General features: G+C 55.9%; 13 protein-coding genes. 2 read left to right on the forward strand and 11 right to left on the reverse strand.

Translation table 11 applies throughout. The features are described from left to right. Window positions 1-4: 4 nt before the first annotated feature. The 6 genes from astA to ACPF7Z_RS09620 form a co-directional block, all read right to left on the reverse strand. Window positions 5-1021: an arginine N-succinyltransferase gene (gene astA / locus ACPF7Z_RS09595; protein ID WP_425193016.1), complete on the reverse strand. Its 1017-nt coding sequence runs from the start codon at window positions 1019-1021 to the stop codon at window positions 5-7. After that, window positions 1021-2085, reverse strand: coding sequence for an arginine N-succinyltransferase (locus ACPF7Z_RS09600; protein ID WP_425193017.1), 1065 nt, complete (start codon window positions 2083-2085; stop codon window positions 1021-1023). Before ACPF7Z_RS09600 ends, astA begins: the two co-directional genes overlap by 1 nt. A gap of 38 nt (window positions 2086-2123) precedes the next feature. Further along, entirely contained in the window at window positions 2124-3338 is a 1215-nt protein-coding gene (locus tag ACPF7Z_RS09605) for an aspartate aminotransferase family protein (RefSeq protein WP_425193018.1), read from the reverse strand. A gap of 229 nt (window positions 3339-3567) precedes the next feature. Next, window positions 3568-5103 carry a C69 family dipeptidase gene (locus tag ACPF7Z_RS09610; RefSeq protein ID WP_425193019.1) on the reverse strand — a complete coding sequence of 512 codons (1536 nt, stop codon included), beginning with the start codon at window positions 5101-5103 and terminating at the stop codon, window positions 3568-3570. A gap of 188 nt (window positions 5104-5291) precedes the next feature. After that, window positions 5292-7103, reverse strand: a complete 1812-nt coding sequence (locus ACPF7Z_RS09615) for a hypothetical protein (protein ID WP_425193020.1) — start codon at window positions 7101-7103, stop codon at window positions 5292-5294. Then, complete coding sequence (locus tag ACPF7Z_RS09620; protein WP_425193021.1) at window positions 7100-8410, reverse strand: lipopolysaccharide biosynthesis protein; 1311 nt, start codon at window positions 8408-8410, stop codon at window positions 7100-7102. Before ACPF7Z_RS09620 ends, ACPF7Z_RS09615 begins: the two co-directional genes overlap by 4 nt. 284 nt (window positions 8411-8694) lie before the next feature. Between ACPF7Z_RS09620 and ACPF7Z_RS09625 the strand changes: the two genes are divergently transcribed. Next, window positions 8695-9342 carry a class I SAM-dependent methyltransferase gene (locus ACPF7Z_RS09625; protein ID WP_425193022.1) on the forward strand — a complete coding sequence of 216 codons (648 nt, stop codon included), beginning with the start codon at window positions 8695-8697 and terminating at the stop codon, window positions 9340-9342. Here ACPF7Z_RS09625 and ACPF7Z_RS09630 read toward each other — a convergent pair. Further along, window positions 9308-10090 (reverse strand): TSUP family transporter, encoded by a 783-nt coding sequence (locus ACPF7Z_RS09630; protein ID WP_425193023.1) that lies wholly within the window; start codon window positions 10088-10090, stop codon window positions 9308-9310. The two genes, ACPF7Z_RS09625 and ACPF7Z_RS09630, sit on opposite strands and share 35 nt — an antisense overlap. A gap of 41 nt (window positions 10091-10131) precedes the next feature. On the opposite strand from ACPF7Z_RS09630, the gene ACPF7Z_RS09635 reads away from it, so the two are divergent. Next, window positions 10132-11085: a LysR family transcriptional regulator gene (locus tag ACPF7Z_RS09635; RefSeq protein WP_425193024.1), complete on the forward strand. Its 954-nt coding sequence runs from the start codon at window positions 10132-10134 to the stop codon at window positions 11083-11085. Here the strand turns inward: ACPF7Z_RS09635 and ACPF7Z_RS09640 are convergent. The 4 genes from ACPF7Z_RS09640 to ACPF7Z_RS09655 form a co-directional block, all read right to left on the reverse strand. Continuing rightward, window positions 11049-12065: an aldo/keto reductase gene (locus tag ACPF7Z_RS09640; RefSeq protein WP_425193025.1), complete on the reverse strand. Its 1017-nt coding sequence runs from the start codon at window positions 12063-12065 to the stop codon at window positions 11049-11051. The two genes, ACPF7Z_RS09635 and ACPF7Z_RS09640, sit on opposite strands and share 37 nt — an antisense overlap. Window positions 12066-12293: 228 nt before the next feature. Further along, complete coding sequence (locus tag ACPF7Z_RS09645) at window positions 12294-12587, reverse strand: type II toxin-antitoxin system RelE/ParE family toxin (protein WP_425193026.1); 294 nt, start codon at window positions 12585-12587, stop codon at window positions 12294-12296. Continuing rightward, a complete protein-coding gene (locus tag ACPF7Z_RS09650; protein ID WP_425193027.1) occupies window positions 12580-12822 on the reverse strand; it encodes a type II toxin-antitoxin system ParD family antitoxin in 243 nt (80 codons plus the stop codon). The genes ACPF7Z_RS09645 and ACPF7Z_RS09650 overlap by 8 nt, the downstream gene beginning before the upstream one ends. Window positions 12823-13209: 387 nt before the next feature. Next, on the reverse strand, window positions 13210-13290 hold the full coding sequence (locus tag ACPF7Z_RS09655) for a hypothetical protein (RefSeq protein ID WP_425193029.1): 81 nt from the start codon (window positions 13288-13290) through the stop codon (window positions 13210-13212). Window positions 13291-13296: the final 6 nt, after the last annotated feature.

A 13296-nucleotide genomic window follows, 5' to 3' on the forward strand; every position in this document is an offset into this window, starting at 1 on the left:
CCTCCTATGTTTCCAATACGCGCAGGAAATCGCCGGCGTTGACATCGAGCCGCCGTGCTTCTTCTCTGGTCAGTGACAAGGTGCCATCCTCACTCGGGCCGCGACCCACCCAGGCGGCGCGAAAATCGACCATGGCGGTGGTCGACACCAGCCAGCCAGGGCGTTCGCTACTTTCAAGATTCGACGCGATCTCGACCGGACACAGCGTCGACAGACGCACCGCACGCACGTCGTCGATATAGGCCTCCACCGTAGGACCACCATCGAAGATATCGATATAGCCTTCCCAACGCAGGCCCTCCTTCTTGAGCATTTCCAGGGCCGGACGGGTGTGCTCGTGCACCTGACCGATGCAGGCCCGCGCTTCCTCGGTCAGGAAAGGCGTGTAGATGGGGAATTTGGGCATCAGTTCGCCGATGAAGCTTTTTTGCCCCATGCCGGTGAGACGATCCGCCTCGTCGAAATCCATGGGAAAGAAATGGCTACCCAAACATTGCCAGAAAGGGCTGATGCCGTTCTTGTCGAACACGCCGCGCATCTCCGCCAGCACCTTGTCCGGGAACTGGTCGCGGAACTGGGCCATGAACAGCCAGCGCGCCTTGGACAGCAAGGCGCCGTTACGATTCTGACGATACTCGGGACGCAGATAGAGCGACGCCACCTCCGCGTCACCGGTGTGATCCGAGCTCAAGAATAGCGTGTCGATGGTGCGATGCAGATCGAGCTGCACCGAGGAATGGGCCAGGGTACCGACCCGATAGTGGTAAAACGGCACTTCCCGGCCCACTTGCCCTTCGATGGCGCAGCAGCCGGCCAGCTCGCCATTCTCATCGTCTTCCAGCACGAAGAAATACAGGCGATTGTCGATCGGCGTGCGCTCCTCGAAGGCCCGGGCCGCGCCTTCGATCTTGCTGGCCAAAAAGTCACGATTGTCGGGAAGCGACGTGAAGCCGACACCGGTCTCCCGGGCCAGTTGCTGTAATCCATCCAGGTCGTCGCGGGCGATGGGTCGAATGCGCATCAGAGTTCCCCCTCGTCGAGGATGTCTTCATGGGCGGGAAGCGTCAGCGGCGCAGCCAGTACCGCTCGTCCTTCTTCCACCCCCAATAACTCGGCGTGTTCCGGTGACAGCATCAGCTGGCCAGTCGGCGATAACGCATAGCGCGTCACCATGCAGCGAAAGCCATCCAGCTTCTGATTGGCGACCATTGCCGGCTCCGCATCCGGCAACGACGCCGCCGGACGAATGCGCACTGGATGCCAGATACTGCGCCGGAAGGTCTCCAGCCGGTCCCGCTCGGCCTTGATCACCGGACCCGCATCGAAGATATCGACATGCCGCGAGCGTACGAAACCTTCGGCCAGCATCTCGCTCATGGCCACTTCATGATCCGGGTGTTCGCGGCCAATGGCGGCCTGGGCCTGAGGCGTAAGCAACGGCAGATAAAGCGGAAACTGCGGCATCACCTCGGCGATGAAGCTTTTCGAGCGCACACCGGCAAAGTGATTGATGTCTTGATAGCCGCGCACGAAAAAATGACGCCCCACGCTGTTCCAGAAGGGCGATTCACCGTTACCGTCAAGATAGCCTGGGAATGCCAGCGCGAGAATCTCGGCGAAGCGTTCCGGATACTGGGCGATGAACATCAGGCGTGCCCGGCGCAGCAGGCTTTCGGCGCTGGTGCCCTTATAGCGAGCATCGAGAGACAAGGCGCATAGCAGGCTGGCCTCGGAGACTTCATGAGAAAGCGCCAGGGTCTGTACCTCGCGGCGCACGTTGAGCTGCTGCGAGGCGTGAATCAACGTCTCCTGTCGATAGGTGTAATAGGCCTCCTGAGCCCCGGCCTGAGCGCGGATGGAGGCGGTACCTACCACCTCGCCGCGCTCGCGATCCTCGAGCACGAAGGTATAGCTTTCGTCGCCGGGAAAATCGACGTACTTGGCAAGCGCCTGCTGGGAGCGCGTAATGCGCTCCTCAAGACGATCGCGATGGGCGGGGAGGTTGGTCAGGCGCGGTGTGGCGGAGCCGGCCAAGCGTTCCAGGCCGGGCAGGTCCGCAGGCTTGGCGGGTCGAAAAACCAGCATGGCATTCCCCTTATGAGACGTATGATCGAACATCCAGGTCATGCGTTCTCGACAAAACGCGTGATGGCCCGCTCGAGCCGAGCCATGCCCTCGACGATGTCTTCTTCGGGAATCACCAGCGACGGGGCCATACGTAATACGTTGGGGCCGGCGATCAACGCCATGACACCCTCTTCGATGGCCAGCGGCAGGATTTCCTTGGCGCGCCCTTCATATTCTGGCGCCATCTGCGCACCGATCAGCAGGCCCATGCCGCGTACTTCCTTGAACACACCATGCTTGCTGTTGATCATGCCGAGATGCTCGCGAAACAGCTCATGCCGGCGCTGTACGCCCTCAAGCACCTCGGGAGTGTCGATGGTCTCGAGGGCAGCCAGGGCGACGGCGGAGGCCAAGGCGTTACCGCCGTAGGTGGAGCCGTGGGTACCGATACCGAAGACCTTGGCGATGGCCTCGGTGGTCAGCATCGCACCCACCGGGAAGCCGCCGCCCAAGGACTTGGCGCTGGTCAGGATGTCCGGGGTCACGCCGTAGCGCATGTAGGCGAACAGCGTGCCTGGGCGGCCCATGCCAGACTGTACTTCGTCATATATCAGCAGGGCGTTGTGCTGATCGCACAGAGTGCGCAATCCTTCGAGGAACTCCTGGGTGGCGGGTAGGATGCCGCCCTCACCCTGCATCGGCTCGACCATGATCGCGCAGGTGTCGTCACCGACCAGTTCACGCACGCTGTCGAGGTTGTTGAATTCCGCATGCAGGATACCGCCGGGTACCGGGCCGAAGCCTTGGGAATACTTGGGTTGGCCGCCGACGCTGACGGTGAAGAAGGTGCGTCCATGGAACGACTGGCGAAAGGAGATGATCTTGTCCTTGTGTTCGCCATGATGGTCGTGGGCCCAGCGCCGTGCCAGCTTGAGCGCCGCCTCGTTGGCCTCGCCACCGGAGGAGCAGAGATAGACCTTCTCGGCGAAGGTACGCTCGGTCAATGACTTGGCGAGCTGCAAAGCCGGCTCGTTGGTATAGACGTTGGACAGATGCCAGAGTTTCTCGCTCTGCTCGCGGAGCGCGTTGACCAGCACCGGATGACAGTGGCCCAGGGAGTTGACCGCGATACCTCCGGCGAAATCGACATACTCACGCCCTTCCTGATCCCATAGGCGGCTCCCCTCGCCGCGTACCGGAATCACCTTCTGCGGCGCATAGTTGGGCACCATGTAACGATCGAAATCTTCGCGGGTCGGGGTAAAAGCCATGTCACTCTCCATCCTGAGGGATTGGTTGATGCCTCGAGTATAGAGAAACCGGCCCGTTCGGGCTTTCAGGGATGGGACGACGAATTATGAAAAGCGGCGTCTGATCAGATCAGCGTCATTACGGGTGCAGCGCTATGAAGGGGCGGTATCACCGATACCGTGGCACAAGCGTAGACGGCTCAATGACAGCCAAGTCGTCTGAACCGCATTCGTTATCCGCTGCTTGCAATTACTGCGCATCCTGCGGCTTGACGGGATCGGCATCGACCAGGCAGTTGACCGTTTCGCCACCCGGGTCATTGATCTGTTCGCTCTCGGGCTGGCGCAGCCCCGAAGTCAGTTTCAATGAGACATAAAGCCAGTCCACCAGTGTCTCGCCCAGGTCCATCGCCTCCTCGGCGCGGCTGTTGGCATAGAAGGTCAGCAGTGTCTGAGCGTCCTCACGCTGTCCTTGATCGATCAGGGTCTGCGCGGAACGTTCGATCCACGCCATGTCATCGAAGCTCGCCTGCTCGAACCCTTCGAGCATTTCGGTCACTTTGGGACGATAGACAGCGGGCTTCTCACACATCAGATACATCACCTGCTTGAAGCGCCGGCCGGCGAAGTCGCTGGCCTCCTGAATCTGAAAATCAGGATTGAGAAAGCTAGCGGCTGCGCCCTTGGTCAGGTAACGATGCTGACCATATTCCAGGGGCACCTGCTGCACCCCCAGCCACCAGGGCAGAAACGGTGCCGCAACCGATCCGGTCGGCGCCACCCATATACGTACCAGATCCGCGTCCACGCCCTGCTTGAGACTGACCACCTGGCCGTAGCCTGCCTCATCATCGGCGATGCGATGATCCCGCACGCGCGCCATCATCTCTTGTTCGGTGACCGGCGCCATCTCCTTGGCGGCCTCCTCCAGGGCGGCCTGGGTCATATACTTGTAGCCGCCTGTGCGTGCCTGGGTATCCTGACGACCGTAAACCTCGAAGATATTGAAGGGCTCGTCGGCTTGAGAATCGAACCAGCCCTGCTGCTCAGCAAAGGTGATCAGGTTGTCCGATCCCATGAAATCCGGATTCTGTTGATAATCGAGAGGAAATTCTTCGATGTAGCCTGGATAGAGCACCCGGACGTCATCCGGGCCTAACCGTTCGGCGGCCCATAGCCCTTGACCACCGGCGAACTCCCAGACCACCCAGCCCTCGTCGGGGTCGGCAATCAAATGAGTATTACCACCGTAGGTCGAATAGCCATGTTCGGCAATCAGTTCACCGATCAATTCGACGCCCTCGCGAGCGGTCTTGGCACATTCCAGCACCAGCCGGGCAAGATCGCTGTATTGTGGACCTCGCTGTGGAGACGGCGTCATGTCGATCAACGCTTCACGATTGGTCGCCCAGACATCGCGCACCGCCACCTGATGTTCATTGACCCCGCCGTTGGTCAGAGGCGCCGGGAAGCCCTCGTAATCGGAGTAGGACATGGAGAGATAGCGAAACGTATGCGAGACCTGGGATATCTCGATCAACCGACCCGGAAGGTACGCCGCATCGGTGACGCCCACCTCGATTGTCGAACCGGATTCATGATCGGCTGCCGGAACGATCTCGAGCCAGTGACTGGAGACCTCTTCACCGGTACCACCCACGAGCACGCTCTGATCTTGCGTCAGGTTCTTGCCTACATAGAATGCATAGCTTGCCCAAGCGACCTGACTGGAAGCGATCACTGGCAATGCCAGTACCATCGAAATCGAGAGTGGAGATATTTTCATCGAGAACTCCTGGAAAATCACCGACCACATAGCGCTGATAGCCGCGATTCGTGGTGTCTTTCCAAGAGAATAGTCCAGTCGCGCCATGTTGTGATGCTATATAACGTCGACTACAGACCGGGGGGATTTCAGCGACGATGGGAAGTCCTTCGCCACAGAAGGCCGCCACATCTTGAACATTTCCTAATTTAGTATTTCAGCCCTTCCCGCTCTTTTTCACTCCTTTTCGTGCTATCAACTAAGTAGACAGTCTGCAACAAGTTTGCTTTTTGTGAGATCTTCAGATCACTTCCTGAAAGAGCACCCTGCCGTATCGCCTGTTGAATTTCAGGTAGACCTTCCGCTTCGTGCAATGCCTTATCGACCGCCTCTTGCCACTCTGAGCTTTTTATGACATTCAACCAGTCACCCCATGGGCCTTGATGCCCCTTTTCTTGCAATCCTAGGCGTCTCTCTACTTGGCGGTAAAGCCAGGTAGCAAACTGTATCGGTGAATTCACATACCATGGATAATAGGGAAGACGTCCATCCGCATGATGTAACCAGCGCGTCTTGGCCAGAAAAGGACGGAAAGCCTTGTTGAATAAGCGTCGGTTCAGTTTCCATTCGGTGGGAATACCGGCGCCCACCTTGACGGCATCCTTCGACATGAAAGGTTCAAAGCTCGCAAACAAGCGGCGATTGCTATAGAAATTAGGTATCGCCAATCTCATCGTCATCGGCCAGAGCACAAACCACTCATGGGCACTTGTCGGCCTGAATGCCTGAATACGATTCAAATGATTACGTCGACGCTGCGTGAGCTCATCCAGTAGTTTTTCTGAGAATAGCGGGCTTGTGACTGCATCACTGCGTGACTCGCCCTCTAGACCAACCTGCGGAATGAAACCGAAGCGACGCATGACGCTGGGCTTACGGGCATACTGTGCCTTGATGAGCGAATCTGCAAGATATCCGCCAAAGACTGCCTTGTAATCCGCCAGACGACACTTCCTGTTAAACCCCAGGGAATGCGCATGTACATATTGATGGCCACTTCCTATAAGAGACGAGGCTTCCGGAAGAATAGAGATATAGTGCACGGAGCTACGAAAACTCGGATAAAAATTAGCACCATAAGCCGCTGCTACTTTTCCTGCGATTTCACCTTCCCGATTCATGTGATCTAGAAAGATAAAAGCATCACGCTCTATCCTTTGGGGGATTATCCCAGATAATGCGCGGGAATCTTCACCAGCGCTGGTGAACTGCGCCACACGATCCATTGACTCGGTGATATGGCCAACATAACTCGTAACTCCTTCCTTGAGTACGTTAGCGGCCTCATCCAGATCTCGGTATGGATTATTTTCGCTAGGCATCCAGTATGGCATTGGCGGTTGGGCTTGTAATACTCGTGCATGATGCTCAATGCGGTACCGATGCTCTGCCGCAGGATGCCCCTGACGAATGGCACGATAGGCCGTATAAGGGTAAGTCACGACCTCGTGCAGTATAAAGTCCGCCAGTGATACCTCATCAAATTGACCTTGCTGACCACAAGCCTTGGCAAGTGCGTCGATATGGGTGCCAATGGCAACACCCTGTGTATCCTGATATTGATAAATCGGGATGAACATCATCAGATCGGTAACACAGAGAACCTCATGAGATAATTGATCTATGATGAGTACCACAAAGGGACCACTGAGGTCTTCGCTCCAATCCATCTCACCATTAAACCACCGATCAAATATTGCGCGGGTACCAGTCTGGCTACTTCCTTCCGAAAGGAAACGATTATCTCGAAAATAAAGCACTGGCCCACCAATGACTGCACATATGTAGCGCTCGGTAATCAACGGATCAAAACCGTTGTACTGCGACTGGCTGACAGCAAGAGAACCCCAGGCACCGTGAAACTCGATACTTTCGACCTCGCCTGTTTGATAGATCTCATTCAAGCAGCGAGACAATTTTTCTTGTTTCACTCGTTTAGAAACGAACAAAAAATCACTCATGATTCCTCCTTGGAACCATCATGCTTCTTCGCAGCTATCAGCGTCGAAAATATTAACAAAGCATTCAAAATAACGCTGACAATACTGAACATAACTATTGCCATCAGTGCGCTTTCAAAAATGAAAAAACCTAAAAATAACCCTAAGGCCCTTAATACGACGTTTGCTATCTCATAAAAAAGAAAAAAACCTTGTAATGCGAGAACCGGAATGGCACCGACACTGGGCCTATTCATGAAGCCAAAATATGACCATAGCGCAAGCCATTGGGCATATACGCCTGCTATCTTCCACTCATCACCAAACACGAAGGAAAATAGCCATGGGCCAAATGCTACTATTACCCCATAAGGCACTATTCCAACAGCAGCCAGTGCCAGCGTCGCTTTTAAAATTAGTCGCTGAGTATTTTCTCCAGCATGCGCAGCCTCATTGATTCGGGGATAAAAAACGGAGGCAACTGATTGGCCTATCAAGGTCGAGGGAACACCCAACACCATTTTCCCTAACGAGTAGAAACCGGCTACCGCCGGACCAAAAAAACTGGCCAACATCAATACCGGCAGGCTTTGAGAGACAGCATTGAGAAAAACTTGGGGGGCGCGGTAATAGGGAAAATCCCGGTGGCGCAATGCCAGTGCCTTGTACGACGCTGGACTCTCTAACGGGACAGCCTGATCATCGACGAAACGATCCGCCCTCTTGGTTCTAATCCCTTTATAGAGCATTAACGCATGAAGTGCACTCCCCAAGGTAGCGAGTATTACTAGCACCGCTGCCACGGGTGTGACTAGACCGATCCCGGCTTTTGCACCATTTATCCACAATGCCTGCAATACTGACACCTTGGCTTTGAGCTTGAACAGCTTCTTGCGGATTACCCACTGACTGGCTATCGCCATGCAAGCCGCGGACAGCATTGCCAACGGTAGCAGCAGCATGAAGGATCCTACGTCTTGTAAATTGAAGACACTGACAATGGGGTCTCGGAAGACTAATAGCATCAGCGTGGTGAGAAGTGAGGTCACCAGCGCGATCCCCAAAGACAGCTTGACCAGGCCTATGGCATCGCCATCCTGTTTGGGCAGTACGATGGCGATCGGATAGCTTAGCGCCGCCAAAGGCGTTACCACCGCGAGCATGGCAGTAAAGGTACCCAGCACGCCGAAGGCTTCCGGACCATACAGGCGGGTGATGATTGGAGAAAAAGCGACCGTAATGGCTTGAGCACCCGCGGTACCGCTGGCAACGACCGCAACGTTGCGAACGAACTTGCTGTGGAAAAGGGGCTTGACGTAGTTACGCAAAAGATTTCCTGATCGACTCTGTCACCTAGCCGCCATACCGGCTTGGAGACATACTGGAATTACAGGGATAGGCAAGGGATTACCGCTATGGCCCATGATCCTCTCCCGCTAGCGTGAGTTTCCGCTTCCAACGGACCCGCGGCAGTATAATCGCAAAGCACAATGCCTTGTCGTGAAACACTTAAACTCGCCACCCCAAAAATAGCGATGGCGCCACCTTCCACTCAGGATATGGTTAGATCGGACCATGCTCGGTCGCCGGGGCGCCCTAGGGAGATGATGCCATGTTCAACACCACGGCTTGGAACCGACTGCGCTACAACCTTTACGCGCCGGTCTACGATACAGTGGCGGATCGCGTTTTTCGTCGTGCGCGGCGAAAGGCTCTTGAGGCGGTAGATTGGTCGTCTGGGCAGCGGGTGTTGATCCTGGGCGCGGGTACCGGGCTAGATCTGCCCTATTTACCACGGGATATCGAACTGCACGGCACCGACCTTTCGCCAGCCATGGTGGCGCGTTTTCGAACCCGGGCAGATAAACTCGGCTTCGACTTCACCACCCAGGTAATGGACGCGGAACAGCTTGATTATCCCGACGATCACTTCGACGTGGTGATCATGCATCTGATTTTAGCGGTAATGCCGAATCCAACTCGGGGGCTTTCTGAGGCGCATCGCGTGCTTTCCAGCAATGGACAGTTATGCGTGATGGACAAGTTTCAAGCCGACAGTCACCCGGCAAGCTGGGGACGTCGCGCACTCAATCTCGTGACCAGCGCCCTCGCTACCGACATCACCCGTCAGGCGCGACCGCTGTTGGAAGATGCGGGGTTTAGCATTGTTCGAGACGAACCGGTGATGATGGGCACGTTATTCCGGGCGCTGCTTGCATGCAAGATCAACCCGGTGGACGCACAAGCCCGAGGACACTGACGATGAGTAGCACGCTGCCCAACACGCGAAAGAAAACAACCGGCTCGGCCGAGAGCATGTAGTGATGCACGCGCTCGCCGACCAAATGACCCACGAAGGCGCAGGGCAACAGCCAAAGATGATGTATCAGTTGCAGATCCACACCGGCAATGACGAAGGACACCATCTTGATCAGCACCAGGATGAACCATAAAACGAATAGCGTGTCGCGCAGTTGGTGTTTGGCCACATGGGAGGCAAATACCGCCACGATCAATGGCGCACCGATCAGTGAAGTACCGCTGACGTACCCTCCGAGCGCCAACAGCACATAGTCCACGTATGTGTTCTTGCTGTAGAACGGCTTGTTGAGTATGTAGCTGATGGCGTAGACGATGACAATAATGAAGATGATGCTTGTCATGAGCTGCGCCGGCAGCGTGAGCAGTCCCACGACCCCGATCAGTTTCGGGACGATCATGATCTTCAGCGCCTTGATCAGATAGCGCCAGTCGATGTTACTTTCGGACCGTTGTGCAGTGTTACCGGCAACCACTACCTGCCGATGGCCGCGCCAGGCGATCCAGCTCGAGAAGATCATCAAATGAACGGCGATCAGCGGCAAAAATACCAAGGGTTCGTTCAGGACCAGCAAAAGAAACGGCAGGGAGAGTACGGCACCACCGAAGCCAAGGCTCGTCCTGACGAATCCACTCCAGGCGAAGATCAGGCCGATGAAAAAGTATTGGTACCAGAATAAATCAGCCATGAGCTCGCAGGTTGCCATGAAAGCGGGGAAACGATTCTAGCATGTCGATACTCTCCAACCGCTTACCGACCATCCGGCAGTTACAGTGCTTCGTCGCCGTGGCGGAGGAACTCAACTTTCGGCGTGCAGCCGAGCGCCTGCACATGTCTCAACCGCCGCTCTCGAGACAGGTGCGCAGCCTGGAGACATTGCTGGGCATCGCGTTGTTCGAGCGCGATACCCATCGGGTTGCATTGACGCCAACCGGCAAGCACTTCGTCGACGAAGCGCATCGGTTACTTGTTGGATTGAGCGAGGCGGTGGCATCGTTACGCGACAGCGCAGGTCAACGGCAGGAAAGCATCCGGCTCGGCCTGACCAGCGTAATGGATTTTAGTCAGTTTACCGCACTCGACGCTCTGCTCTCGGATCCGTTATTCAATCATGGCATTCATCTGGAACGCGCCTACTCAAGGCGACTCGTCGAGCGCTTACTGACATCGCAGATCGATCTGGCGATCGTCGGTGTTTTCGCCGATGCGTCCCCTGCCCTCAAGAGCCAGAAGATTGGCGAGGACAGGATGATGGTCGCGCTGCCGGCGTCCCATGCCGCTACCGACAAGGAACGCATCGACTTGGAGGATATCGCGGACATACCGCTATTCTGGTTTCCGCGGATCGACAATCCCGCCTTTTATGATCGCTGCGAGGTCCTGTTCGATCAGATGGGTTTTTCTGCGCCACGCAAGCCGGAGCCCCAGGAACACATCGATCTACTCGCCCGCATCGCCGCGGGCGAAGGGATGGGGTTTCTACCCAGCTCCATGCGAGCTGCCAGCCGTACCGGTGTGGTGTATCGAGCACTCACCGACAATATCGAAACGCGCCTGAGCATGGATATTCATCTGATCTGGCGCGCCGGTGAGCAAAATGATGCGGTACTCGATGTGGTGAACAGGCTACTTGCGACTGTTGACGCTCAGGCATTCACCCCTTTCATACCCTCTTCCCCATAACGCTCGCCTTTAACGCTGTCTGTCGCAAACACCTCGTGTAGCTCGTTATTGTCTTCTGCCGATAGCTCAAGCTGTGCGGCAGCAAGATTTTCCTGTAGATAGCGCGAGCGCCGCGTGCCTGGAATGGGCACGATGCGATCTCCTTGAGCCAACAACCAAGCAAGCGCAACCTGACCGGGAGTTGCCCCGTGATGCTCGGCAATCGTCTTGACCGTCTCGAGCAGTTGCAGATTATGTCCCAAGTTATCCTGCTGGAAACGGGGATTGTTGCGCCGAAAATCGCCGTCCGCCAGCTCCTGCGTCGAACTGATCCGACCGGTGAGAAAGCCACGACCCAGGGGTGAGTAAGCGACCAGGCCAATTCCCAACGCCTTGGCCTTGGGCAGAATGTTCTGCTCGACATCCCTTGTCCACAGCGAGTATTCCGTTTGCAGCGCGGTGATCGGATACACTGCATGGGCCTTTTCCAGGGTGGCTGCGGAGACCTCGCACAGGCCAACATGAGCGACCTTGCCCTCCTCGACCAGGCCCTTCAGTGCCCCCATGGTCTCGGTGATATCCGCATGCGGGTCCACCCGATGAATGTAGTACAGATCGATTCGCTCGACGCCCAGGCGCTTCAGCGAGGCTTCACAACAGGCGCGGATATACTCGGGATGATTGTTGATACCCCGTGCGTATTCCGCATCCTTGGGCCGATCGATACCGCATTTGGTGGCGATTCTGATCGAGTCCACGGCCGAGCCTCGAGCGGCGAGGAAGCGACCGATCAGCGTCTCGTTGTGCCCGCGACCGTACATATCCGCCGTATCGATCAGGGTCACGCCGGCCTCGGCTACCTCTTCCAGCATCCTTAGAGACTGGGTATCGTCCGACGGGCCATAGAATTCGCTGAGCCCCATGGCGCCATAGCCAATCGCCGAGACAGAAAAGCCCTGCCCCAGCGCGCGGGCCGGTAAGGCTGTCGTTTTCCGATTCATGTTCGTTTCCTGGTAAGCGTGAAGTCATGTCGTTCGGCGCATCGAATGTCCGAACATGGACAGCATGAATTCAGAGGACTTACCGGTGGAAGAACTCGATTGGTAATACCGGGATTGAATCACAACAGAGGGGACTTAAAAGAGGTTACCGCTGCATAACTCGTGGGATTCGGCATGGACATGCCGGGCGTTCAGCTCCAGGCGATCACGTGCACTGATCAGGCCGCCTCAAAGCTCAAAAAAATGCCTCATTGATTCCATCTGCTGATGGAGTATTCTCAAGATAAAGACATCTTGGCTACGTCGCCGGTAAAAAATAGCATGCCGCTGATGATCATGACGGCGAACTTCTTCTGCGATTTCCGGGCACTCCTGTCCCAGGAGCGGAGAGCTGGCCAAGAGACGAAAGATGTTCTCGAGATCATCCGTATAAGCGTCGGCCTGGCGCACCCCAAAGTTAAGCAAGGTATACTCGTAAATAGCTGAGAAATCCTCTGCCGCCAGGTTGGACAATTTATACATGGTGTTTCTGTTTCACCTGAGCGGCAATGTCGCGCAGAGACAGGTCACTTTCTCCGCTTAGCTCCCCAGCCTCAACAACGCTTCTCAGCGCTGCCGTTTGATTTTCCTGACGTTCGAGCAACCGCAAGGCCGAGCGCACGACTTCACTGGTTGAACCGTAGCGTCCTGACTCAATCAATTTCCCCACAAAGTCATCGAGTTGTGGGCCGATTGTGATACTCGTTGTTCTAGGCATGGCTTAACCCCCCCTGTGTTAATTATCAACACAAATGTAGCACTATTGATGATCACTTCAAAGGAAGGGCTTGAGCCAGAGCCGGGTCGGCGGCGATCCCCGCCCTTGGAAGACTGCCAGGCGAGGTTGCCGCCGCTTTCAAACTGACTGTCCACCGCGCGCAGGTCGTTGACCTCGTCGCGTCGGTAGCGGCTATTGCCGAACAGGCCGCCGTCGGTCTCGACACAGCTGGCAATCGCAGTGACACTCTGACGTCATCGCAAGTTCCAAAGTATTACATTTATTCCACGAAGCCAAAATTCCTCAACTGTAAAAATCAGTGCGGGAAAAAAACTCCTGTCGCTTCAATCTCATGTGGAGTTCCCCCAATAAAATGGACACGCTCCATCAGCTAATCTCTTCGAACTCTAACGGAGTCCGATAGCCCAGGCCACTGTGCAGCCGTTGGCTGTTATAAAAGCCCTCAATATAGTC

The sequence above is a fragment of the Halomonas sp. GXIMD04776 genome, from assembly GCF_049808615.1.
In the GTDB taxonomy this organism is placed as follows: domain Bacteria; phylum Pseudomonadota; class Gammaproteobacteria; order Pseudomonadales; family Halomonadaceae; genus Modicisalibacter.